Consider the following 25,029-nt stretch of genomic DNA (forward strand, 5'->3'; position numbering starts at 1 on the left):
TTGAAAGACACATGAAAACCAATCTGCTGAATTTTAACCTGCAAGGTCTGACCGAGCATTTTCAGGCCATGGGCGAAAAGCCTTTTAGGGCGAAACAGGTTTTACGCTGGATCCATCAAGGCGGAGCTTCCGATTTTGCCGAAATGACCGATTTGGCAAAATCGTTGCGTTCAAAACTCGAAGAAAAAGCCGAAATTGCCGTTCCTGAGTTGATGACGTCGCAAATATCTTCAGACGGCACACGAAAATGGCTGCTTGATGTCGGAACGGGAAATGGCGTCGAAACCGTGTTTATTCCTGAGGCCGAGCGCGGAACGCTGTGTATTTCCTCTCAAGTCGGCTGTGCGTTGGAATGTACGTTTTGTTCTACGGGCAGACAGGGTTTTAACCGGAATTTGACGGCAGCAGAAATTATCGGTCAGCTTTGGTGGGCAAATAAGGCAATGGGTGTTACTCCGAAAAATGAAAGGGTGATTTCCAATGTCGTGATGATGGGTATGGGCGAGCCGTTGGCCAATTTCGATAATGTGGTAACGGCATTGAGCATTATGTTGGATGACCACGGTTACGGTTTGTCTCGCAGGAGGGTAACGGTTTCCACATCAGGCATGGTACCGCAAATGGATCGCTTGAAAGAAGTGATGCCTGTGGCATTGGCTGTTTCTCTGCATGCTTCGAATGATGAGGTGCGTGATGAAATCGTGCCGTTAAACAAAAAATATCCGTTGAGAGAATTAATGGCAGCCTGCCAACGTTATTTGGTCAAAGCACCGCGCGATTTTATTACTTTTGAATATGTTATGTTGGACGGTGTCAATGATAAGCCTCAGCATGCATACGAGCTTATCGAGTTGGTAAAGGACGTGCCGTGTAAGTTTAACCTGATTCCGTTCAATCCTTTCCCTAATTCAGGATATGAGCGTTCCAGCAATGAAAATATCCGCATATTCAGAGATATTCTCCAACAAGCAGGCTTGGTGGTTACAGTGCGCAAGACCCGTGGGGATGATATCGATGCGGCATGCGGACAATTGGCAGGTCAGGTGCAAGATAAAACCAAGCGTCAGCAAAAATGGCAGCAAATAGCATTAGAACGCTGAAAATACTGAAAATAAAGGTGTGTTAATGATAAACAAAATAGGTATTTTATGTTGTATATTGTTGTTGGGTGCTTGCGCTTCCGGTGCAGATAGGGTTGATAGCAAGACCAAAGAAAGGCAGATTTCGGATATTAAAACCCAACTGGCCATTGAATATATGCGCTCGCAAGACTACCGGCAGGCAATTGTCAGTATTGATGAAGCGTTGGCGGCCAGCAGCAAAAATGAAAATGCCTGGTTGGTTCGTGCACAGATCTACCAATACTTAAAAGTGGCGGATAAGGCTCAGGAAAGCTTTTTGAAGGCATTGGCATTAAATCCGACAGGGGCGGAAGTCAACAATAATTACGGATGGTTTTTATGCAGCGTCCGTAATCAGCCTTCAGCAGGTATCGCCCATTTTGATAAGGCTTTATCCGATCCTACTTATCCTAATCCGCAAGTCGCTTATCTAAATAAAGGGATTTGCTCGGCCAAGATGGGACAATATTCTTTATCCGAAGCTTATCTGGAAAGAGCTTTGGCTGCGGCTCCGGGATTTGTTCCAGCTTTGAAAGAGTTGGCAAGAACAAAAATGCTGGCAGGCCATCTGAAAGATGCCGATTATTATTTCAGACAATATCAAAGCAAAGTCGATGTTTTGCTGGCGGATGATTTATTGCTTGGTTGGAGATTGTCTAATGCATTGGGTAATTTTCAGGCGGCCTATGAATATGAAGCACAACTGAGAGCCAATTATCCCTATTCAGAAGAATTACAAATGATTGCAACAGGACGCTTATAATGAACGATAACCAAAACCTTGAGCAAAACAGCAATGCGGCAGTCGAGCTTGGCCGTAAATTGCGAGAAGCACGCCAAAAGAAAGGCTTTTCCATTGGAGAAGTGGCGGAACGCTTAAAATTACCTGCCAGACAGATTGAAAGTTTGGAAAGCGGCAATCATGACAACCTGCCTGAACCTGTATTTGTACGCGGATTTTTGCGTACTTACGGCAGATTTTTAGATTTGGACAGTCAGGAAGTGTCCGATTATTTAGATAGAATCGCCCCCCAAGAACGCAGCAATGTTTATGCGGTAGAGCGTAAAAAGTCGGAATCGGGTTTGAATTATCAGCAGACTACGGTTCGTCCTTCATTGCCTAAATGGTTGATTGGATTATTTATCTTGGGATGTATCGGTGGCGGTATCTATGCTTGGCAAAGTAAATCTAACATGGAAAATGCCAAGCAGATTAATGAGAGTGTAGGTGCCAACGAAGTGGTTGCCCCCAATCTGCAAGCCAGCAATGTTTCTATTGTCGCTATGGATAGCAGCGAGCAGCAAGTCGAGGTGGCGCCTTTGGCTGCAAGTGCTGCTTCATCTGCGGAAGCTACGACAGCATCGGCCTCTGCAGCTCTTGTTTCAGCTTCATCAGCTGTTGCCGTTGATAATCAGGCGGCCAGTTCTGTTGACGGAGTTGCTGCCGATGAGCTGGTGGTTAAAGTCCGCTACCGCTCTAATTTGGTGATTAAAGACAAAGAAGGGCAATTTGTCGTGAATAAAATCGTACCTGCCGGTAGTGAACACCGTTTTAAAGGTGGTGCGCCGTACGATGTATGGATTGGTTACGCTTTGGGAGCAACGGCCAACTACGGCGGAAAAGAAATTTCCGTATCCGCAAACATGGTCAGCAAAAAAACCTCGTCATTTAAAGCAGGTCAATAAAAAATGCAAACCTTACAGCGCAGACAGACGCACCAAGTTCAAATTGACCATGTTACGGTAGGCTCGGATGCGCCGGTTGTGGTTCAATCTATGACAAATACCGATACCGCTGATGCGGAAGCAACGGCTTTGCAGGTTAAGGAGTTGAGCGATGCCGGTTCGGAAATTGTCCGGATTACGGTCAATAGTCCTGAAGCGGCGGCGAAAGTATCTGAAATCCGCCAACGCTTAAATGATATGGGATGTAACACCCCATTGGTCGGTGACTTCCATTTTAATGGCGAGCGTTTGTTACAAGAGTTTCCCGAGTGTGCCAAATCATTATCCAAATATCGGATTAACCCGGGCAATGTCGGTAAAGGTGCCAAAGGTGACGAGAAGTTCGCGTATATGATCCGTACTGCTGCTGAGTATGATAAAGCAGTCCGTATCGGCGTAAATTGGGGATCTTTGGATCAAAGTCTGGCTAAAAGAATGATGGATGCCAATTTGGCTTTGGCACAACCGAAAGCGCCTGAAGAAGTCATGAAAGAGGCGTTAATTGTTTCCGCTTTGGAATCTGCTCAAAAAGCCGTTGATTTAGGTTTGCCGGAAGATAAAATTATTTTGTCCTGCAAAGTCAGTTCTGTACAAGATTTGATTCAGGTTTATCGTGATTTAGGCAGCCGTTGCCATTATCCGCTGCATTTGGGTTTGACCGAAGCCGGTATGGGCAGCAAAGGTATCGTTGCTTCAACCGCGGCTTTATCCGTTTTGTTGCAGGAAGGTATCGGAGATACTATCCGTATTTCCCTAACCCCCGAACCGGGTGAATCCCGGACACAAGAAGTGGTTGTGGCTCAGGAAATTCTGCAAACCATGGGACTTCGCTCATTTACCCCGTTAGTAACAGCTTGTCCAGGCTGTGGCCGGACAACCAGTACCGTTTTTCAAGAACTGGCGAGAGATATTCAAAGTTATTTGCGGAGTCAAATGGCTGTTTGGCGTTTGCAGTATCCCGGCGTGGAGTCGCTTAACGTGGCGGTAATGGGCTGCGTGGTTAACGGTCCGGGTGAAAGTAAATTGGCCGATATCGGCATTAGTCTTCCCGGTACCGGTGAGACACCGGTAGCACCTGTTTACGTCGATGGTGAGCGTAAGGTGACGCTCAAGGGTGATAATATGGCCGCAGAGTTTTTGGCTATTGTGCAGGAATATGTAGAGGCCAATTATGGAGAAGGCGGGCCGAAACGCCGGCAAGGCCGGGTGATTCCGATTAGGAATATCTAATCATATTGAGGCCGTCTGAAATTTTCAGACGGCATCATCTATTTAATCAATATTGTGTAGCAAAGATTTATGGGAAAAAAAATCCAAGCCGTTAAAGGCATGAATGATTTGTTGCCGGTTGAACAGAAAGATTTCAAATTAACTTCTTCTTTCTGGCAGGCTTTTGAAGATTTAATCGGCAGTTGGATGCACCGTTTCGGCTATCAGCAGATCCGTACGCCGTTGGTTGAGCAAACCGGATTATTTGTCCGTTCGATTGGCGAGGAAACGGATGTGGTTGGAAAGGAAATGTACACATTTTCAGATTCCAACGATTCTTTGAGTCTGACCTTGCGTCCTGAAGGTACGGCATCATGTTTACGTGCGGTTGTCGAGCATAATCTGCTATATAACAGCCCGCAAAAATTATGGTACATGGGGCCGATGTTCCGCCGTGAGCGTCCGCAAAAAGGCCGATACCGTCAATTTCACCAAGTTGGTGTCGAGGCGTTAGGTTTTGAAGGGCCGGATATCGATGTAGAAATGATAGTGATGACTGCTGCATTGTGGAAAGATCTCGGTATTCTCGAACATGTTACTTTGGAATTAAACAGTCTGGGTAATCGTGAAGAGCGGGCCGCACACCGTCAGGCTTTGGTTGAATATTTGATTGGTCATGAGGCGGCGTTGGATGAAGACAGTAAACGCCGTCTGCATACCAATCCGTTGCGTGTCTTAGATACAAAAAATCCGGATTTACAGCAGATTTGTAACAATGCTCCCCGTTTGATTGATTATTTGGGGGAAGCATCGTTGCAACACTATAGTCAGTTGAAAACTATGTTAGACGGCTTGGGTATCGAATACGTTGAAAATCCACGCTTGGTGCGTGGGTTGGATTACTACAATATGACGGTATTCGAGTGGACTACCGATAAACTCGGTGCACAAGCTACCGTGTGCGGTGGTGGCCGCTATGACGGTTTGATTGAAGAATTGGGCGGGAAACCTGCACCGTCTATCGGTTTTGCCATGGGGGTAGAGCGGTTGTTGTTGTTGGTACAGGAATATGGTTCGTTGTCTTGCCAAAGCGCACCTGATGTTTACGCAATGCATCAAGGTGAAGGTGCTTCATTGCAAGTGATGAAGTATGCACAAGCATTGCGCGAAGCGGGATTTAGTGTTCTGCAGCATTCCGGTAGCCAGAGTTTGAAAGCTCAAATGAAAAAAGCAGACGGCAGTCGTGCGCGTTTTGCTTTAATCGTTGCTCAAGATGAGCTGGATAGTGGTACGGTAACTTTAAAAGATATGCAGGGTAGTTTGGGACAAACTACACTCGGTGCATCAGAATTATTAAATACTTTACAAGAATGGAATAGCAAATAATGGCCGGACATATTCAAGATCAAGAAGAATTGGAAAATTTCAAATACTTTTGGAAAAGTTGGGGGCGTTGGCTGTTTGCCGTTTTATTGGTCGCTTCATTGGGATATTTGGGTTATATCGTTTACCAAAATCACCAAGTAGATAAAGATCGCGAAGCAGCCTCAATTTTAGAGAATATTGTCGAAAAGGCGCAATCTTCTCCTGATTCGGCCATTGTTGCTGAAGATTTGAAAACTTTGCAGCAGGAATATACAGGCAGTATTGCGACTGCGCAGGCAACCTTAATGGCTGCAGCCGTTGAGTTTGATAAAGAAAGATATGATGTGGCGGCCGGCCATCTAAATTGGGTTTTGGCTAATCAGAAAGCGCCGTTGATTCAAGCGTTGGCAGCACAGCGTTTGGCAGTTGTGCAGCTTCAGCAAAAAAAATATGATGAAGCTTTGGCCGCAGTGTCTTTATCAGTGAAACCCGAATTCGAATCTTTGCTGCTAGAAACCAAAGGCGATATTTATACAGCCCAAGGCAAAGGCAAAGAAGCATTGGAAGTCTATGAACTTGCTTTAGGCAAAATGTCGAAAGACGATCCGGGTTTGGATTTATTGCAGTTGAAAATCCAACAATTAAAATAAGTAAGGCCGTCTGAAAATTACCAATCGCAGGCTTGCAAAAACTTTTGCAAGCCGTTGGTATTTTTTGATTAACAGGCGGATGACTTTAAAAAAGAAAAAGAGTGTATTTATGAAACCTACGATTGCATTGGTCGGTCGGCCGAATGTCGGTAAATCTACATTATTCAACCGTTTGACCAAGACTAAAGATGCATTGGTGGCAGATCTGCCGGGCTTGACCCGAGACCGGCACTACGGTCACGGCCGAGTCGGAAGTAAGCCGTATTTGGTTGTGGACACAGGCGGTTTTGAGCCGGTGGTTGACAGTGGCATTCTTCACGAAATGGCAAAGCATACATTGCAGGCAATTGATGAGGCTGATGCGGTAGTATTTTTGGTAGATTGCAGAACCGGCCTGACACCGCAAGACAAAATTATTGCAGACCGATTGCGTCAAAGCAGCAGACCGGTGTTTTTAGCGGTCAACAAAGGAGAAGGGGCAAATCATGCCGTCTTATCGGCAGAGTTCTACGAATTGGCCTTGGGTGATCCTTATGTTATTTCGGGCGCGCATGGGGATGGTGTTTATTATTTGATTGAAGATGTGTTGGCGCATTTTCCGGAGGCGGTAGAAGAGGACGAACAGCCTAGACATCCCGTTTTTGCCGTTATCGGCCGTCCGAATGTCGGTAAATCCACCTTGGTTAACGCAATTTTGGGCGAAGAGCGCGTGATTGCGTTTGACATGGCAGGAACAACGCGTGACAGCATTCATATTGACTTTGAGCGTGATGGCAAGCCGTTTACCATTATTGATACGGCAGGTGTCAGACGGCGGGGAAAAGTGGATGAAGCGGTTGAAAAATTTTCCGTAATCAAAGCTATGCAAGCCATTGAGGCTGCTAATGTGGCTGTTTTGGTATTGGATGCACAGCAGGATATTGCTGACCAAGACGCAACGATTGCAGGTTTTGCTTTGGAAGCAGGGCGGGCGTTAGTGGTGGCGGTAAATAAGTGGGACAATATTGATGAGGACAGGAAAAATCAGATCAAAAGAGATATTGCCCGTAAATTGTATTTCCTTGATTTTGCCAAATTTCATTATATTTCGGCGCTGAAAGAACGCGGTATCGAAGGTTTGTTTGATTCGATTCAGGCGGCTTATGATGCAGCTATGATTAAAATGCCGACGCCGAAGATTACCCGTGTTTTGCAAAGCGCAGTTGAACGGCAGCAGCCGGCTCGTGCCGGTTTGGTCAGACCGAAAATGCGTTATGCGCACCAAGGCGGTATGAATCCGCCGGTTATTGTGGTACATGGTAATTCGTTGCAGCACATTTCTGATGCATATACGCGTTATCTGACCCAAACATTCCGCAAAGCCTTTAATTTGCAAGGTACCCCGTTGCGTATTCAATACAATGTTTCGGATAATCCTTATGAACAGGCTGAAGATAAACCTAAAAAGAAACCTTTGCGCAGGGTGGCTTTAAGTAACCGTATTGAAAAACGGGAAGGCCGCAAAGAAGAAAAGAGCAGATTTAAGAAGAAAGCTAAAGTCAGCATTAAAAAGTTACAAAGCAAATAAGTGATACCCTGTGAAAGGCCGTCTGAAATTTTCAGACGGCCTTTTTGTCTATATGATACTGTTTTTTATGGGTTATGAATTGTAATATGGTATCTGTGGATAGATTATTTTGTAGTTAATAGATTATTTACAAATAAAAGTATTGGTAAAAACAGCCATTCAACGATACAATCAAGATGTACTTGACCGTAAATTTTAAAACCATAATAACGGAGTCTAAAATATGACAGCTAAAGGACAAATGTTACAAGATCCTTTTTTGAATGCACTGCGTAAAGAGCATGTTCCAGTTTCTATTTACCTTGTGAACGGTATCAAACTGCAAGGTCAGGTAGAATCTTTCGACCAGTATGTTGTACTTTTGCGTAATACTTCAGTAACGCAAATGGTTTACAAACATGCGATTTCTACCATTGTTCCTGCCCGTGCAGTCAGCTTGCAGCATGAAAATAAGCAGCAAGCTGCCCCTGTTCAAGTGGAAACTGCCGCTTCAGCCGAGTGAAATTAATTCATTTATACGTGTTGCAGAGTTTAAAAACCTTACCCATTCGGGTAAGGTTTTTTATTTTTTATATATTCATATAAGCAATTGATTTTAAATAAACATAACTCTTGTCGTTAATGAGGCTTGTCTCCTATAGAGGTCGGCGGGCATCGGGTTGCCAGTTTTGCAGCAAGTTGATTTCTTAGTCATACAAATTGGTTTGTTGTATGTGAGAGTGAGCTACGCTTGGTGTCATATGCGTTTCTGCTGTGCTAGAGTATTTGACTTTGCCGGTTAAATGCATTCCTAAAATGTTTTTCTTAAGAATTAAACCGTAAACGGCCGCTCCGTGTGGCCACCATCTGTTGCCGGCTGACTCCATAAACCGCCATTTTTCAAAGTCTGAATGATGGTTGAGAGGAGGGACATAAACCATAAACTGTCCGGAGTCAATGATAAAGTCTGTGTCATAAATTATTTTTTTTAAATGTGGCAGAGAGAAACAACGGCTTTTTTCTGGCAATGGATGTTGGTGTAGTTTTTTAAGTACAAACCATAGCGAAAAAGGATTAAAAGCTGTCAGAATAATTTGCCCGTCAGGTTTTAAAACTTGATATGCGGTTTTGAGAAAAGCTTCTGTCGAATCAATATATTCGATGGTGTGCGGCAAAATAAGCACATCTATTGCATGGCAATAATATTCTTTTGATAAAGTAGTAATGTCTTGAATGGCCAATATTTCCTTACTGTGTTCGTAAATTGGCAGTTGTTTTAAGCCGACTTGGATAATATCGGAAGACTTGTTAAATGAAAGATGCTGTTGGAAGAATAGTTGCTCTTTTTTTGCTATATATTTGCCGGCATCGGTGTTTTTAAACCAGTTAGAGAAAATGTATTCCGACATCATATTTCCTTAATGTATTAAATATTAATATATTTCTTTCTCATGCTACCTGACAACATCTAGAAATTTAAAAATTCTCTATAAAAATTAACATTCTAACTTCTTGACGATGCTAAGTTCTGGAAGTAATATCAATAAGATTGGACTAATTATTATTTATGTAAAAATACTATGGTAAAACTAAAAACAATAGTGTTGGCAATCGCCGGTTATTCTGCATTATCAACAGCATCTGCGCATGCGGCTACATCGAATCAAATCGGTATGGCTATGATGAGATTGAATTCCGCATTGGTCGACCAGGGGAATGTCAATAATTATGCATCAGGTAGTTTATGGAACAGTCTACGCCAAGATTTCCGTATGAACGAAGTCAATATGGAATTGGTGCGTCGTCATGAAGGTAAATTTGCTGCGAACAGTGCTTATTTCAACAGAGTAATTTCCCGCAGTCAGCCATATATGTACCATATTGCCACGGAAGTAAAAAAACGCAATATGCCGGCTGAAATTGCATTGTTGCCGTTTATTGAAAGTGCTTTTGTAACCAAAGCCAAATCGCATGTTGGTGCATCCGGATTGTGGCAGTTTATGCCTGCCACAGGGCGGCACTATGGATTGGAAAAAACACCGCTGTATGATGGCAGGCATGATGTATATGCGGCTACGGATGCGGCATTAAATTATTTGGAGTATTTGCACGGTTTATTCGGAGATTGGTCGTTGGCATTGGCTGCCTATAACTGGGGTGAGGGCAATGTTGGCAGAGCAATTAATAGAGCTAGAGCGCAAGGCTTGGAGCCTGTTTATGAAAATTTGCGTATGCCGAATGAAACCCGTAACTATGTCCCCAAGTTGTTGGCGGTCAGAAATATTGTCAATAACCCTCAAATATTCGGTATGAATTTAAGTGAAGTGGGGAATAAACCGTATTTTAAAGCAGTGAATTTGGATAAACCCATTGATATTGCCAAGATTACCCAATTGGCGGGCATTAGTGAAAGCGAGTTTCTGAAACTGAATCCCGCTTTTAATGCTCCGGTGTTTATTCCTAAGAATAATAGAAAATTGCTGCTTCCTGTTGATGTTGCAGGCAATTTCGAGAAAAACTACCGGAAAGCCAATCCTGAAACGCTTTTGTCTTGGGATGTTTATACGCCGTTTGTGACTACCAGTTTGTCTGAAATTGCGGCTGGCGCAGGGATGGGGTTGGCTGAACTTAAACGTTTAAATGGTATTAGTGGAACCACATTAAAAGCCGGAAGAAGTATTTTGGTTGCAAAAAACGGTAACGTTAAAGATGCTTTTGTTCATATTGCGGGTATGGATATCGATAATACACCTGATACTTACCGTTCGAATATGCCGGAGATGTTTAATGTTGCTTCTGCAAGCAGAATTGTGCCTGTTAACAATGCGCCTGTTGTCAATGTAGTCGTTGAAAAGCAACCTGTACCGATAAAAGTTGTTAAAGTTGTTGAAAAGCCGGTCGCTGAGATTGCACAGATTGTCAAAGATGTTGGTAATCCCGTAAACAGTGCAGTAGAAATTCAGGTTGCTGCTGTGACTCAAGTTGAGAAAACAGAGAAAAATATTTCAGACGGCCTTCAAACTGCCGTTGTGCAGCCTTTGCCACTGCCGACAGAGAGTACAGAATCAGTAAACGTGGCTGAAAATACACAGTTTGAGCAAGATGCTATTCAGATTTTGGCAGAGGAGTCATTGTTGCGTGTACATGCCGTGGAGAGCGCAAAAAATATTTTAGCTCAAGCTAAGCAGGAAGAGTCGGCTGCCAAATTACGTTCTGCACAAATGGCGGCTGTAGCAGCCAAGCAGAAGCAGCGTACAGAAGCACGCTTGGAAAGAGCGCAAAAAACGTCTGTAAACCAAACGGCATATGCTAAAACTCATAAAGTCCAGCAAGGTGATACTTTATTCAATATTTCTCAAAGATATAATGTTAATGTTGCAGATTTGATTGCTGTCAATAACATTAAAGGCAACAATATCCGTTTGGGTCAAGTCTTGAATTTAAATGCAGTACACCAAGCTAAAGGCAAGAGTAACAAGGCTAATTCCGTCCGTTCAGTTTCTTATACTGTGAGAAAAGGCGATACCCTGAATGCAATTGCCAGTCGTTTTAAGGTCGATATCAAAGATATCAAGCGTTGGAATGGTAATACGAAAGTAATTACTCCGGGGCAACGCCTGAAATTGATGGGAAGTTAGTATTTAAAGACATCTTAGTGTAATAATAAAAAAACCGCTGAAGTATAAATTTCAGCGGTTTTTTTGTTATATACAGCAGCATTGGCTGTTGGAAATATTTAGTTAAATAAGGTGGACAATTGTAGAGACTATCAAAGTCAATGCAATGACCAAGGCGCAACCTAATTTTGCAACAACACCTATAATAAAGCCGACAAACGTACCGACGCTGACTTTTCCTGCATTCCATAAATCTTTTCGTGCGGAAAACTCTCCGACACCTGCTCCTAATAGTGGGCCTAATAATAGTCCGGGCAGGGAGAAGAATGCGCCAATAATACCGCCGATCAGAGAACCCCATATGGCTTTTTTGCTTGCCCCGGTAAACTTGGCTCCCAACATTCCGGCAACATAATCCATTAATGTTCCTGCAATAGTAATGATGCTTAGAAAAATTAGAGTTTTGGTGCCGACTATTTGATAGTCGCCGGTGTAGGCAAGCAACCAAGCTCCGCCAAACATTAAGCCCAATCCGGGTATGGCAGGATAAATAGTTCCCAATAGGCCGATGATGACAAATAAAATGCCGAGTATGATGAGAAAAGTTGTCATGCTATGTAGTAGTCCGTGATGAAACATCAAATATATTGTGGTCGTTTGCCGTGTTAATCGTACTCTTTGGGGTTTTGATTTGGTCGTCAATTTAGCCGAACAAAGTTTTTAAATCGGAAGATTTTTTTCTATACGGTAAGCGTATATCTACACGGAATGTGCCGTTTTCTTCAACACTTTTAATTTTGGCATCGTTGTCATACATCAGGCTTAAGCGCTCCTGAAGATTTTTCAGAGCCATTGAGTTTCCTTTATGCGGCTTAGCCGTATCTTTGTTGTCCGACGGAACATAAGGATTTTCGATACGGATGTAAATCCAATGTTTTTTGTGTGTCGTGAATACGGAAATATAGCCGGGGCGATGGGTCGACTCTACTCCGTGAAATACCGCATTTTCCAATAAAGGTTGCAGCAACAGATGGGGTGTTTCAGCATCATCCGGGGCTTTATGTTGCCACATAACCTGTAAACGGGTATGCCCCATACGGATTTGTTCGATTGCAATATATTCTTGGGCCCACTCAATTTCCTGCCCCAGCGTACTGTTTTGGGTACTGTCCCGCAATTGGGCGCGGAATAGGTTGGCCAGATTTTCAAGCAGTGTTTCGGCATCGTAGGGTCTCAGCCTGATGAGGCTGATGGCAGCATTTAAGCTGTTGAATAAAAAGTGCGGACGTATCCGTGCAGTAAGTGCGTTGAGCCGTGCTTCAGATACTGCCGGCGTCAGGCTGATTCTTCTGGCTGATTCAATATACATAAAGCCTAAAGAGAAGAAGTTGAACAGGAAGAAATGCTGATTGAAAATGAATTCCGGGCTGAAGATAATGTCATCAACCAATAAGAAAATCACATTGTTGATTAAATGTGCGACCAGTGTGGCATATTCTTTATAGGAAGGCGGGGAGAAGAAATGGCTGAGAAAATAGCCTTTAATAATGATCAACAGTAAGGTAGGGCCGACCCAAAGTGAATGTTCACGAATTTGGTTAAGGTAACTTTCTGGCGAGCCACTGATTAAAGGAAACAGCAGAATAGCCGTCATTGATGTCAGACACAGGCGGAGAACGGTTCCAAAATTGCGTAAATCCGGTAATGTAAACCAAGATGCTATTTGACGTATAATACGCATGTAAAAACCTTAATTTCACACAACAATTAAATAATTATGGAAAAAATTATGAGTAATGACAACAAAACTTGGTCGGGTCGCTTTAATGAGCCTGTTTCCGAGTTGGTAAAGAAATATACAGGTTCGGTTGATTTTGACAAGCGCCTGGCAAAGTGGGATATACAGGGTTCGTTGGCACATGCTCAAATGCTGACTGAAGCAGGGGTTTTGAGCGAGGACGATTTGGCAGCCATCCGACAAGGTATGGCCGCTATTATAGCAGAAATTGAGCAGGGTACGTTGCAGTGGTCGTTGGATTTGGAAGACGTGCACATGAATATTGAACGCCGTCTGACAGACAAAATCGGCGATGCCGGTAAGCGTCTGCATACCGGTAGAAGTCGAAATGATCAAGTCGCAACCGATATCCGTTTATGGCTGCGCGATGAAATTACCGAAATTCAACGATTAATCCGTGAGTTACAGTTGTCTCTGTTAGAGTTGGCGGAGAGAAATGCTGATGTTGTGATGCCGGGCTTTACCCATCTTCAAGTTGCACAGCCGGTGAGTTTCGGTCATCACATGTTGGCTTATGTGGAAATGTTGGGTCGTGACTATGAGCGTATGGCTGATTGTCGAAAACGTGTGAACCGTATGCCTTTGGGTTCCGCAGCGTTGGCGGGCACCACTTATCCTATTCGTCGGGAAACCACGGCCGAGCTGTTGGGCTTCGAACAAATTTGTCAAAATTCATTAGACGCCGTATCGGATCGGGATTTTGCGATTGAGTTTACTGCAGCGGCAAGCTTGGTTATGGTACATCTGTCGCGCTTGAGCGAAGAATTGATTTTGTGGATGAGCCCGCGTTTCGGCTTTATCGACATTGCCGACCGTTTCTGCACGGGTTCTTCCATTATGCCTCAGAAGAAAAACCCTGACGTACCTGAGTTGGTACGCGGTAAATCGGGTCGTGTTATCGGTCACTTAACCGGTTTGATTATGTTGATGAAGTCTCAGCCTTTGGCTTACAACAAAGACAATCAGGAAGACAAAGAGCCGTTGTTTGATACGGTCGATACATTGGTGGACACTTTGCGCATTTACGCAGATATGATGCGTGGTGTAACTGTTAAACCGGAAAATATGCGTGCTGCCGTGATGCAGGGTTTTGCGACTGCAACCGATTTGGCTGACTACTTGGTGAAAAAAGGTATGCCTTTCCGCGACAGTCACGAAGTTGTGGCTCAGGCGGTACGTTATGCTGATGAAAAAGGTGTCGATTTAAGCGAGTTGCCTTTAGATGTATTGCAAGGCTTTTCGGACTTGGTGGCAGAAGACGTTTATACGGTTTTAACTCCCGAAGGTAGCTTGAATGCACGCAACCATTTGGGCGGAACCGCACCGGAGCAGGTCCGTTTCCAAGTCAAGCGTTGGCAGGCGTTGATTGAAGGTGAAAAGTAGTCTTGTTGGGCAATAAGTCTTTCAATTGAATAAAGAGGCCGTCTGAATTTTCAGACGGCCTCTTAGCATTTTGATTGATTACATTTATACCGCAACTTCTGCTTTGATGTGCGGATGGGGATCATAGTCTGTCAATTCGAAATCTTCAAATTTAAATTCAAATACATTGCGGATGGCCGGATTTAACTTCATCGTCGGCAGCAGGCGCGGTTCCCTGGAGAGTTGAAGCTGCGCTTGCTCCAAATGGTTGCTGTATAAATGGGCGTCGCCGAATGTATGGATAAATTCGCCTAATTCCAAATCGCACACTTGGGCAATCATCATAGTCAACAGAGCGTAGCTGGCAATATTGAACGGTACGCCTAAAAAGATATCTGCGCTGCGTTGGTAGAGTTGGCAGGAAAGCTTGTTATCGACAACATAAAATTGGAATAAAGCATGGCAGGGCGGTAAGGCCATCTGATCGACCAGTCCCGGGTTCCATGCCGATACAATCAAACGCCGTGAATCGGGGTTCTTTTTGATTTGTTCAATCAGATTGCTGATTTGGTCGATATGGCCGCCGTCCGGTAATGGCCATGACCGCCACTGATAGCCGTAAACCGGGCCTAAATCGCCGTTTTCGTCTGCCCATTCGTCCCAAATGGACACATTATTGTCTTTCAAATATTTGATATTGGTATCGCCTTTCAAAAACCACAGTAATTCATGGATGATGGAGCGCAGGTGGAGTTTCTTGGTGGTAACCAAAGGAAAGCCTTGGTTTAAGTCAAAACGCATCTGATAACCGAAAACGGAACGGGTTCCGGTGCCCGTGCGGTCGGATTTGTCGGTACCGTTTTCCAATACATGCCGGAGCAGTTCTTGATAAGCTTTCATGTCGTTACTTTCTAAAGTCGATAAGGGTTCGGATGTTTTTTAATTTCATCGAAATTGGGGCGAATTGTCGTTTTTTAAGTAATATTCCAACATTTTTCAGTTTTTTGTTGTGCATAAAACAGCAGTTTTTTTCAGACGACCGCTTTTGTTGTTGTGTGCGTTGATTGTTAACAATTCAAAAAATGTTAAAAAATTATAATAAATTAAAATTTATTATTTTTTTAAAATAAAAATCCAATAAAAAGTTTTTTTATAAAAAAACTTTTTCCAAAAATGTAATTTTGGTTTTTTGTGCTTTACTTTTGACCGTTGAAAACCGCGATTTTTTAAGGATTTTCTCTTGGCAAATGTTGAAAACAGGTTTATATTTGGTTACATAAAATTTTTAAGTCAACCTACTTCAGGAGCCAATAATGAGCACTACATTGAGTCATTTGTTTGAAACAATCAAACAACGCGATCCAAATCAGGTCGTCTTCCATCAAGCTGTAGAAGAAGTATTTATGAGTTTGGAGCCGTTTTTGGCTAAAAATCCGCATTATACCAAAATGGGCTTGTTGGAGCGTCTTGTAGAGCCCGAGCGTGTGATTATGTTCCGCGTATCTTGGGTTGATGATGCGGGCAAAGTACAGGTTAACCGCGGTTACCGCGTACAGATGAATTCGGCTATCGGTCCTTATAAAGGCGGTTTGCGTTTCCATCCCAGCGTTGACTTGGGCGTGTTGAAGTTCCTGGCGTTCGAGCAGGTATTCAAAAACGCGTTGACCACTCTGCCCATGGGTGGCGGTAAAGGTGGTTCGGATTTTGATCCTAAAGGCAAGAGCGACGGCGAAGTGATGCGTTTCTGTCAATCTTTCATGACCGAATTGTCGCGCCATATCGGTGCCGATACCGACGTACCGGCAGGTGATATCGGTGTGGGTGGTCGTGAAATCGGTTTCTTATACGGCCAATACAAACGTCTGCGCAACGAATTTGCTTCTGTGCTGACCGGTAAAGGTTTGACTTACGGCGGTAGCTTGATCCGTCCGGAGGCAACCGGTTACGGCACCGTATATTTTGCGGAATCCATGTTGAAAACACGCAACGATTCACTGGAAGGCAAGCGTGCGGTTGTGTCCGGTTCGGGCAACGTAGCGCAGTATGCTTGTGAAAAACTGCTGCATCGTGGTGCTAAAGTATTGAGCGTTTCCGATTCTTCAGGTTTCGTACACTTCCCCGAAGGCATGACCGAAGCCCAATTGGAAGCTTTGAAAGAGTTGAAAGAGATACGTCGCGAGCGTTTATCCGTATATGCGCAAGAGCAGAACCTGCCTTACTTCGCCGGTCAGAAACCTTGGGGCATTCCTTGCGATTTGGCGCTGCCTTGTGCGACTCAGAACGAATTGGACGAGCAAGATGCGAAAACCCTGTTGTCTAACGGTTGTTTCTGCGTAGCTGAAGGTGCGAATATGCCGAGCACCATGGGTGCGGTTGATGCGTTCCTGAAAGCGAAAATCCTGTACGCTCCCGGTAAGGCAAGTAATGCAGGTGGTGTGGCCACTTCGGGATTGGAGATGAGTCAAAACTCTCTGCGTTTGTCTTGGGAAAGCGGCAAAGTCGACAGACGCTTGTTTGACATTATGGCCAGCATTCACGAATCTTGCCTGCGTTACGGCAAAGAAGGTGATGTGGTGAACTATGTTAACGGTGCGAATATCGCCGGTTTCGTCAAAGTAGCCGATGCGATGTTGGCTCAAGGCGTGGTATAAGCCTTTTCGGTCTTATTGAAATGAAAAAACCCTCCGGATATTCCGGAGGGTTTTTTGCTCTGATATTTCGAAAATTGCAGCCGGTTTTGGATTTATACCGATTGCCGGCCGTTATTCTCGAACCGGTTTGCCTGATAGGCTTATTCGCTGACGGTTTTTTTGATCAGTTTTTCGGCATTGGCAAGCGTATTTTCAACTTCACTGTATTGGATTTTGCTGTTGTGGATTACGGCTTTGGTGTCGTTGAATACGACTTTGACTTTGCCGTCCTGCTCGGTAACTAATACTTTCAGGGGCAGTTGCAGGGCAAATTCCGGGTCTTTGACCATCAGCGGTGTGCCGGCTTTGGGCGTGCCGAATACGATGACTTTGGCAGGCTGCATATTCAGCTTGTATTCTGCGGCGGCTGCTTGGTGGTCGATAACGGCAAACACGGTCATGTTTTTGGCACGGATGTTGTGTTCTAATTTGGCAACGGTTTCGTTAAAGCTGTATTTGCTGACTATGCTGTGTCGGGTGGGAATATGTTGGGCATGGTGGCCGGAGTGGGCACAGGCTGCAAGAGTTGCGGTGGCAAAAAGTGCGGATAGGCATTGTAGGGCTTTTTTCATGGTTCGCTCCTTAAAATAACGATTGATGAAACAACAGGGAAACGGAAGGCCGTCTGAAAATTTCAGACGGCCTCGGTGATTTAACTTTGTTTGGCTTCTTCGCGCAGTTCGCGGCGGAGGATTTTGCCGACGTTCGATTTAGGCAATTCGTCGCGGAATTCGATGTCTTTCGGCACTTTATAGGCGGTCAGCTCGGTGCGGCAGAAGGCGATAAGCTCTTCTTTGGTAAGCGAAGGGTCTTTTTTCACAACGAAAAGTTTGAGCGCTTCGCCGGTTTTTTCGCTGGCTACGCCGATACAGGCCACTTCGAGCACTTTGTCGTGATGGGCGACCACTTCTTCGATTTCGTTGGGATAAACGTTGAAGCCGGAAACGACAATCAGGTCTTTTTTGCGGTCAACCAGTTTGAACCAGCCTTTTTCGTCGACAACAGCAATGTCGCCGGTTTCGAGAAAGCCGCGGCTGTCGATGGTTTTGGCGGTTTCTTCGGGGCGGTTCCAATAGCCTTTCATCACTTGCGGGCCGCGCACCCACATTTCGCCGGGTTGTCCTATCGGCACTTCTTTGCCGTCGGCATCACGCAGCTCGATTTCGGTGGAAGGTACGGGCAGGCCGATGCTGCCGGTGTAGGAAGGAATGCTGAGTGGGTTGCAGCATACGCCGGGGCTGGCTTCGGTGAGGCCGTAGGCTTCGACAATCGGCGTGCCGGTGATGTTTTTCCATTTTTCGGCCACGGGTTTTTGGGTGGCCATGCCGCCGGCAAGGGTGAGTTTGAGGGCGGAAAAGTCGATTTCGGCCAGTTCGGGGCGGTTGACCATGGCGTTAAACAAGGTGTTTACGCCGATGAATACGCTGATTTTTTCTTTTTTCAATTCGCCCATAAAGCCTTTCATGTCGCGCGGATTGGTAATCAGCAGGATTTTGGCACCGGCTTGGGTGAAGATCATCAGGTTAATGGTTAAGGCCAAGATATGATACAGCGGCAGGGCGGCAATCACGATTTCTTTGCCGGGTTCCAATAAGTTTTTAATCCATTCGGCGGCTTGCTGCATGTTGGCGCAGATGTTGCCGTGGGTGAGGATGGCACCTTTGGCCACGCCGGTGGTGCCGCCGGTGTATTGCAGAAAGGCGGTGTCGTCGCGGGTAAGTGCTACGGGCGTGAACTGATGCGCCGCGCCTTGTTTTAAGGCCGTCTGAAAAGGAATGATGTTGGCGATGCGGTATTCGGGCACCATTTTTTTGACTTTGCGTACCACAAAGTTCATCAATTTGCCTTTCAGCCCGAACATGTCGCCGACAGTGGCGACAATCACGTTTTTCACTTTGGTGCGCGGCAAAACCAGTTCCAGCGTGTTGGCGAAATTTTCCAGCACCACGATGGTGGTCGCGCCGCTGTCGTTGAGTTGGTGTTCGAGTTCGCGCGGGGTGTAAAGCGGATTGGTGTTGACCACGATCATGCCGGCTTTCAATGCGCCGAAAAGGGCGACGGGGTATTGCAGCAGGTTGGGCATCATGATGGCAACGCGTTCGCCGCGCGGCAGTTTGAGGGTGTTTTGCAGAAACGAGGCAAAATCGGTAATCAGCTTGGACGTTTCGCCGTAAGTGAGGGTTTTGCCCATGTTTTGAAAAGCAGGCAGATGGCTGTGTTTGCCGGCGCTTTCTTGAAACACTTCGATAATCGAGTTGTAGCGTTCGGTGTCGATTTCGGCATTGATGCCTTGCTCGTAGCTTTGGAGCCAGATTTTTTCCATAAAGTGAGTTTCCTTGTTGTGAGGCCGTCTGAAAATCAGGTTGGCTTTTCAGACGGCCTGACTGTTATTTTGTAATGATAACGGGTTTGTCGGTAGCCGTAATGATGCCGCCGCCCAAGCATACGTCGCCGTCGTAGAGTACGGCGGATTGGCCGGGGGTAACGGCCCATTGCGGTTCGTCAAACAGCAGCTCGGCGGTTTCGTCGTCGATGTAGCGTAGTTCGCACGGCGCATCTGCCATGCGGTAGCGGGTTTTGCAGGTGTAGCGGCCTTCGGCGGGGCGTTCGGGCAGTGTCCAGCTTAAATCGTTCATGGTCAGGCTCTTGGTGTAGAGCAGCGGGTGGTCGTGGCCTTGTACGACGATTAATTGGTTGCGGGTCAAATCTTTGCCGGCAACAAACCACGGTTCGCCCGCGCCGCCGATGCCCAAGCCTTTGCGCTGGCCGATGGTGTAGAACATCAGGCCGACGTGTCCGCCTACTTTTTTGCCTTCGGGCGTAACCATATCGCCGTTGTCGGTGGGCAGGTATTGTTGCAGGAACTCGCGGAACGGGCGTTCGCCGATAAAGCAGATGCCGGTGCTGTCTTTTTTGGCGGCGGTCGGCAACTCGGCTTCGGCGGCGAGGCGGCGCACTTCAGGTTTTTCCAAGTCGCCGAGCGGGAAAATGGCGCGTTGGAGCTGGTGCGGTTTGAGGCGGTATAAAAAGTAGCTTTGATCTTTATTGTTGTCGAGACCTTTGAGCAGGTAGTGCACGCCGTTGCGCACTTCTTTGCGGGCGTAGTGGCCGGTGGCGATCACGTCTGCGCCTTGTTCGATGGCGTAGTCGAGAAAGCATTTGAATTTGATTTCGGCGTTGCACAATACGTCGGGATTGGGCGTGCGGCCTGCCGAATATTCTGTGAGGAAGTAGGCGAATACGTTGTCTTTGTATTGGGCGGCGAAGTTGACGATGTCGATGTCGATGCCGATGATGTCGGCCACGGCGATGGCATCAAACGAGTCTTGTTTGATGCTGCAATATTCGTCGTTGTCGTCGTCTTCCCAGTTTTGCATGAAAACGCCGCGCACTTGATGGCCTTGTTCTTTGAGAAGGTACGCGGTAACGGAGGAATCAACGCCGCCGGATAGGCCGACGATGATGTTTTGGGGTTCGGAATGGTTCATGAAATTTAAATAGATGCTGCAGTGATAATGAAATGGTTGGAATTTTAGCATAATTTGCTTTGCAGGCTGCATGGCTGCCGGAAAGCGACAGGAATGTCGGGTAAATGCCGGATAATTCAAAGAGGCCGTCTGAAAATTCGGTCTGACGTTGATGTTTCTGTATAATAACGCGTTTTTGACAATGATGCCGTCTGAAACCTTTGCAGGGTTGTTTCCATGCAGACAGCCCTGCAAAGGTTTCAGCAGAAACCGCCGAGTTTCAGACGGCCTGTTAGAGTTTGGAATTCAGAATGTTGAAACAATGGTTAAATAAAGTTTGGCCGGATAAAGTTGCCAAACGGAAATCGGAGAAGCAGGTCTTTTCCGTTGGGGAGCACGGTATCCGGGCGGATATGATCAGTTTTGCCGCCGAGAAAGTGATACAGCGTTTGCAGAACGAGGGTTTTGAGGCCTATGTCGTAGGCGGTGCGGTGCGCGATTTGTTGTTGGGCATGGAGCCTAAGGATTTCGATGTGGCAACCAATGCCAAGCCGGAAGAAGTGCGCAAATTGTTCCGCCGCAGCCGTATTATCGGCCGCCGTTTTCAGATTGTGCATGTGATGGTGGGGCCGGAAACGATTGAAGTGACTACGTTTAGAGGAAACGGCAAAGTCGTGCAAAACGAACACGGCCGCATTATGAAAGACAACCATTTCGGCACGATTGCCGAAGATGCCATGCGTCGCGATTTCACATGCAATGCTTTGTATTATGATCCGACGCGCGAGCAGATTATCGATTTTCATCACGGCGTGGCCGACATTCAAGCCGGTAAATTGGTGATGATCGGCGATCCTGCTGCGCGTTATCAAGAAGATCCGGTGCGGATTTTGCGTGCCGTGCGCTTGTCGGGAAAACTCGGTTTCGAAGTGGAAGAAAAAACCGCTGCGCCGATTACCCATTATGCCCAACGCCTGAAACAGGAGCCGGTGGCTCGGCTGTTTGACGAAATCATGAAGCTGCTGTTTTCCGGTTATGCACGCAAGTGCTTGAAACAGCTAAAGCATTTGGGGATTTCTGACAATATCCATCCTTTGCTCGATGCGCTGCTGTCCGCCGATGCGGGCGGTAAGAATATGGTGTCGCTGGCATTGCGCAGCACCGATGAACGGCTGCGTGCGGATAAAACGGTTTCGGTAGGTTTTGTTTTGGCAGCGGTATTGTGGCCGCAGTTGGAAAAACGTTGGGCGGATTATCAGTCGCAAGGCATGAAGGCTTCGTTTGCACTGAATAATGCCATTGCCGATTTGCGTAACGATTTGGAAAAAGGCTGGGGTGTGCCTCAGCGTTTTTCCGCAACCATGCGGGAGATTTGGCAGCTGCAACCTCAGTTTGACAATAAGAAAGGTGCGCGGCCGCATCGTTTGCTGGCGCAACCGCGTTTCCGTGCCGCTTATGATTTTCTGGTATTGCGCGAGCAATTGGGCGAAGTTGATGCGTCGTTGGTGGGCTGGTGGAACGAATTTCAGCATGCCGATGATGGCAGACGCAATGAAATGACTTTAAGTGAAAGCCGAGGTAAAACGTCTTCGGCAGACAAGCCTAAATCCAAACGCAGACGACGGGTACGCCGGCCGAAAGCGGCAGAAGCTGTTTAAGCGTTGGCCGAAATCATCAGGCCGTCTGAATTTTCAGGCGGCCTTTTGTGTGTCAGTGGTTTGATCTTATGCTTTGTTTTTATCGAAACTCGGTTTGATTGCCGGAAAAGTTGTTTGAGAGTGAATTGGATTTTGATAAAAGAGGATATTAAAGATAAGGCCGTCTGAAAATTTCAGACGGCCTTTCATATTGATTTGACCGCAATCGGTTTACTGTGTTGCTGAAAGCGGTCAGCGGTTCAGTTGTTCGAGCAGGGCTTCTTTTAATGCCAGTTGGTTTTTCGGATTGTCGAGTCGGGTGCTGTATATGACAAACGTATCTTCTACGCGTTCGTCCAAAGTGGAAATTTTGGCGTAGCGCAGGCTGATGTTTTGGTCGGACAGCACTTCGGCGATGTTGGCGAGCAGATAGGGGCGGTTGACGGCGACGATTTCCAATGTGTACCAGCCCGGATAGTCTTCTTCCGGCATCAAGGTAACGCCCGGGGCAATGGGCAGGTGGCGGCTGCGGCGGCTGCGGCCCGCATGGGGTGGGTCTTCATCGTCGGAACGGTAGCCGTGAATAAAGCTGTTTAGTTCGGCTTCGAGTGCGCTTTGCAGATTCGGGTAGTCGGCATGAGCATGTTGCGGCGGTATTTGGACGATGAAGGTGTCGAGAATGTGGTTGTGTTCGGTAACGAAAGCGCGCGCGGCCAAGATATCCAGGCCGTGACGGCTGAAAATCCGGCATAAGCCGGCAAACAGGCGCGGGCCGTTGGGCATGAATACCATGACTTGCAGGGTTTGGCTTTGCGACAGCAGGCGGCTGCGTGCCTGCGGGGCTTCGATGTCGTGAACCAGATTGGCTGTGTGCCAAAGGATTTCCTGAAGTTCGTGCCGAACGAAATAAGCGGGGCCGAGTGCCTGCCAAAGCTTTTTCTGTTGTTTTTCGGCGATGCCGACGCGTTCGAGCATGGCGGAAGCCTGCTGTTGCCGGCGTCCGGTGATGTTGCTTCGGCTGCCGTTGCCGCCGCCGGCGAGATAGTGGGAGGTGGCGTGGAACAGGTTTTCCAGCAGCGTGGCGCGCCAGCTGTTCCACAATTTGGGATTGGTGCCGCGTATGTCGGAAACGGTGAGCAGATAAAGTGCGGTCAGGCGTTCTTGGGTTTTGACTCGGGAAGCGAAATGGCGGATGACATCCGGGTCTTGAATGTCTTCTTTTTGTGCGGTGGCCGACATCAGCAGGTGATCTTCAACCAGCCATGTGAGCAGGCTGCTTTCTTCGTCGGTGAGAAAATGGTCGTCGGCAAACTGTCGGGCGTCTGCAATGCCTTCGACGGCATGGTCGCCGCCGCGGCCTTTGGCGATATCGTGGAAAAAAGCGGCCAGATAGAGAATGTGTTTTTTATCGAAGCTTTGCATCAGTGATGAGGCAAAAGGCAGCTCGTGGCTGTGTGCGTCGAGTGCGAGACGGCGCATATTGTGCAGCACCATCAGGATATGGTTGTCGACCGGGTAGATGTGGAACAGGTCGTGTTGGAGCAGGCCGACGATTTTTCCCCAGGCGGGCAGATAGCGTCCCAAAACGCCGTAAAGGTTGAGGAAACGGCTGATGTGGGTCAGGCCGGTGCCGTGTTTGAAAAAGCCGATAAAGCGGCGGCGGTTGTCGGGATTGTTGTAGAAACGGCGGTTGATTTTGTGGGTGGCCGCCCACCAGGCGCGCAGGGTCTTGGGGGCAAGTGTGGTAATGTCGTTGCGGCTTTGCAGAATTTCGATGATTTTGAAAATGTGTGTCGGCTGTTTGGCAAACAGGGTTTTGTCTTTAACGGCGATTTGGTCGCCGATTTGGTAATAGTCGTTATCTATGTCGTGTACGGTGCGGTGGATAACCGAATATACGCGGCCGCGCAGCATGGGCAGCAGAATACCGTTGAGCTGTTTGACGGCTTTGGTGGCACGGTAGAAAATGTGCATAAGTTTTTCGCTTTGTATATGGGGCAGTTCGTTTTGCCAGCCCATGCTTTCGGCGACTTTGCGCTGCAGGTCGAAAACCAAGCGGTCTTCGGCTCGGCCTGCGGTAAGGTGCAGCTCGATACGGATTGCGGCCAATTGTTTGTGGCAGTTGACCAGCATGCCGGCTTCGGCGCGGGTGATGATGCCTTGTGAAACCAAGGCGTAGATTTGGGTATCCAGGCCTTGTGCCTTGGCCAGCCACAGCATGGTGTGGATGTCTCGCATGCCGCCCGGGCAGGTTTTGATATTAGGCTCCAATACTGCGCCCGAGCCTTTGTGTTTGGCGTGGCGCTGCTGCATTTCGACCAGTTTTGCTTCGATAAAGGAAGCGGTGTCGCGTTGCAGATTCATGCGTTGCAGTGTTTGTTCGGCCAGAAGGCGGTTGCCGCACAGAAAACGTGCTTCGAGAAAGGCGGTGTCGCCGGTAATGTCTTCACGGATACTGCCGCACAGTTCGTCTATGCTGCCGCTTTTGACGGCGGGAACCCATTGCATATCCCATAAGGTTTGCACGAAGGCGGCGGTTTTTTCTTGCTGTTCGGCAGTCAGCGTTTGTTCGGAAACAATCGCTAAATCCAAATCGGAGTGAGGATACAGTTCGCCGCGTCCGAAGCCGCCGGTTGCCATCAGACATAAGAGGCCGTCTGAAAAAAAATGTTGCCACAGGCTTTGCAGAGCAGATTCTACGGCTTGGCAGTGTTGCTCGAAAAATACTGCTGGCTGGTGTTTGCGGCGGTAGGTTTCAACGGCTTGCTGTTTGTCTTGATGAAATTTTTGCACAATGGCGGATAAATGGTTCTGCATTGTTTTGCCTTTAAATTTTCAGACG

The 25,029-nt window shown here is 46.8% G+C and carries 20 protein-coding genes; 12 read left to right on the top strand and 8 right to left on the bottom strand.

What is annotated here, in order from left to right; genetic code table 11:
* Positions 1-11: 11 nt before the first annotated feature.
* From rlmN to hfq, 8 genes are all read left to right on the top strand, one after another.
* Positions 12-1,100: a 23S rRNA (adenine(2503)-C(2))-methyltransferase RlmN gene (gene rlmN / locus EL309_RS09135; RefSeq protein WP_004283614.1), complete on the top strand. Its 1,089-nt coding sequence runs from the start codon at positions 12-14 to the stop codon at positions 1,098-1,100.
* Between the two features lie 25 nt (positions 1,101-1,125).
* Positions 1,126-1,884, top strand: coding sequence for a type IV pilus biogenesis/stability protein PilW (gene pilW / locus EL309_RS09140; RefSeq protein ID WP_036494774.1), 759 nt, complete (start codon positions 1,126-1,128; stop codon positions 1,882-1,884).
* Positions 1,884-2,807, top strand: a complete 924-nt coding sequence (locus tag EL309_RS09145; protein ID WP_004283612.1) for a helix-turn-helix domain-containing protein — start codon at positions 1,884-1,886, stop codon at positions 2,805-2,807. The genes pilW and EL309_RS09145 overlap by 1 nt, the downstream gene beginning before the upstream one ends.
* 3 nt (positions 2,808-2,810) lie before the next feature.
* Positions 2,811-4,076 carry a flavodoxin-dependent (E)-4-hydroxy-3-methylbut-2-enyl-diphosphate synthase gene (gene ispG / locus EL309_RS09150; RefSeq protein ID WP_004283611.1) on the top strand — a complete coding sequence of 422 codons (1,266 nt, stop codon included), beginning with the start codon at positions 2,811-2,813 and terminating at the stop codon, positions 4,074-4,076.
* 69 nt (positions 4,077-4,145) lie between these two features.
* The gene (hisS, locus tag EL309_RS09155; RefSeq protein ID WP_004283610.1) at positions 4,146-5,441 is read left to right on the top strand and encodes a histidine--tRNA ligase; all 1,296 of its coding nucleotides are present in this window, start codon (positions 4,146-4,148) and stop codon (positions 5,439-5,441) included.
* Complete coding sequence (locus EL309_RS09160; RefSeq protein WP_004283609.1) at positions 5,441-6,070, top strand: YfgM family protein; 630 nt, start codon at positions 5,441-5,443, stop codon at positions 6,068-6,070. The genes hisS and EL309_RS09160 overlap by 1 nt, the downstream gene beginning before the upstream one ends.
* 109 nt (positions 6,071-6,179) lie before the next feature.
* On the top strand, positions 6,180-7,637 hold the full coding sequence (gene der / locus EL309_RS09165; protein WP_036494776.1) for a ribosome biogenesis GTPase Der: 1,458 nt from the start codon (positions 6,180-6,182) through the stop codon (positions 7,635-7,637).
* A gap of 223 nt (positions 7,638-7,860) precedes the next feature.
* Positions 7,861-8,139, top strand: a complete 279-nt coding sequence (gene hfq, locus EL309_RS09170; protein WP_004283607.1) for an RNA chaperone Hfq — start codon at positions 7,861-7,863, stop codon at positions 8,137-8,139.
* Between the two features lie 184 nt (positions 8,140-8,323).
* Here hfq and EL309_RS09175 read toward each other — a convergent pair whose 3' ends face one another.
* Entirely contained in the window at positions 8,324-9,028 is a 705-nt protein-coding gene (locus EL309_RS09175) for a class I SAM-dependent methyltransferase (protein WP_004283606.1), read from the bottom strand.
* Positions 9,029-9,196: 168 nt separating this feature from the next.
* Between EL309_RS09175 and EL309_RS09180 the strand changes: the two genes are divergently transcribed.
* Complete coding sequence (locus tag EL309_RS09180) at positions 9,197-11,254, top strand: lytic transglycosylase (protein ID WP_036494778.1); 2,058 nt, start codon at positions 9,197-9,199, stop codon at positions 11,252-11,254.
* Positions 11,255-11,356: 102 nt separating this feature from the next.
* Here EL309_RS09180 and EL309_RS09185 read toward each other — a convergent pair whose 3' ends face one another.
* Both EL309_RS09185 and EL309_RS09190 read right to left on the bottom strand, forming a co-directional pair.
* The gene (locus EL309_RS09185) at positions 11,357-11,845 is read right to left on the bottom strand and encodes a DUF456 domain-containing protein (RefSeq protein WP_004286056.1); all 489 of its coding nucleotides are present in this window, start codon (positions 11,843-11,845) and stop codon (positions 11,357-11,359) included.
* A gap of 91 nt (positions 11,846-11,936) precedes the next feature.
* On the bottom strand, positions 11,937-12,974 hold the full coding sequence (locus EL309_RS09190; RefSeq protein WP_004283598.1) for a sensor histidine kinase: 1,038 nt from the start codon (positions 12,972-12,974) through the stop codon (positions 11,937-11,939).
* Positions 12,975-13,022: 48 nt separating this feature from the next.
* Here EL309_RS09190 and argH point away from each other — a divergent pair, with 48 nt between their 5' ends.
* Positions 13,023-14,414, top strand: a complete 1,392-nt coding sequence (gene argH, locus EL309_RS09195) for an argininosuccinate lyase (protein ID WP_172795919.1) — start codon at positions 13,023-13,025, stop codon at positions 14,412-14,414.
* Positions 14,415-14,498: 84 nt separating this feature from the next.
* On the opposite strand, the gene EL309_RS09200 is transcribed toward argH, so the two are convergent.
* Positions 14,499-15,293: a thymidylate synthase gene (locus EL309_RS09200; RefSeq protein ID WP_004283596.1), complete on the bottom strand. Its 795-nt coding sequence runs from the start codon at positions 15,291-15,293 to the stop codon at positions 14,499-14,501.
* Positions 15,294-15,706: 413 nt separating this feature from the next.
* Here EL309_RS09200 and gdhA point away from each other — a divergent pair, with 413 nt between their 5' ends.
* Positions 15,707-17,044, top strand: coding sequence for an NADP-specific glutamate dehydrogenase (gene gdhA, locus EL309_RS09205; protein WP_004283594.1), 1,338 nt, complete (start codon positions 15,707-15,709; stop codon positions 17,042-17,044).
* A gap of 140 nt (positions 17,045-17,184) precedes the next feature.
* Here gdhA and EL309_RS09210 read toward each other — a convergent pair whose 3' ends face one another.
* From EL309_RS09210 to mnmA, 3 genes are all read right to left on the bottom strand, one after another.
* Positions 17,185-17,655, bottom strand: a complete 471-nt coding sequence (locus EL309_RS09210) for a DUF302 domain-containing protein (RefSeq protein WP_004286060.1) — start codon at positions 17,653-17,655, stop codon at positions 17,185-17,187.
* Between the two features lie 80 nt (positions 17,656-17,735).
* A complete protein-coding gene (locus tag EL309_RS09215; protein WP_004283592.1) occupies positions 17,736-19,406 on the bottom strand; it encodes an AMP-binding protein in 1,671 nt (556 codons plus the stop codon).
* Positions 19,407-19,470: 64 nt separating this feature from the next.
* Positions 19,471-20,571 (bottom strand): tRNA 2-thiouridine(34) synthase MnmA, encoded by a 1,101-nt coding sequence (mnmA, locus tag EL309_RS09220; RefSeq protein ID WP_040669749.1) that lies wholly within the window; start codon positions 20,569-20,571, stop codon positions 19,471-19,473.
* Between the two features lie 290 nt (positions 20,572-20,861).
* Between mnmA and EL309_RS09225 the strand changes: the two genes are divergently transcribed.
* Positions 20,862-22,208, top strand: a complete 1,347-nt coding sequence (locus tag EL309_RS09225; protein WP_004283590.1) for a polynucleotide adenylyltransferase PcnB — start codon at positions 20,862-20,864, stop codon at positions 22,206-22,208.
* 231 nt (positions 22,209-22,439) lie between these two features.
* On the opposite strand, the gene glnD is transcribed toward EL309_RS09225, so the two are convergent.
* Complete coding sequence (gene glnD / locus EL309_RS09230) at positions 22,440-25,004, bottom strand: [protein-PII] uridylyltransferase (protein ID WP_040669731.1); 2,565 nt, start codon at positions 25,002-25,004, stop codon at positions 22,440-22,442.
* Between the last annotated feature and the right edge of the window lie 25 nt (positions 25,005-25,029).

Origin of the sequence: Neisseria weaveri (assembly GCF_900638685.1) — a bacterium.
Classification (GTDB): Bacteria; Pseudomonadota; Gammaproteobacteria; order Burkholderiales; family Neisseriaceae; genus Neisseria; species Neisseria weaveri.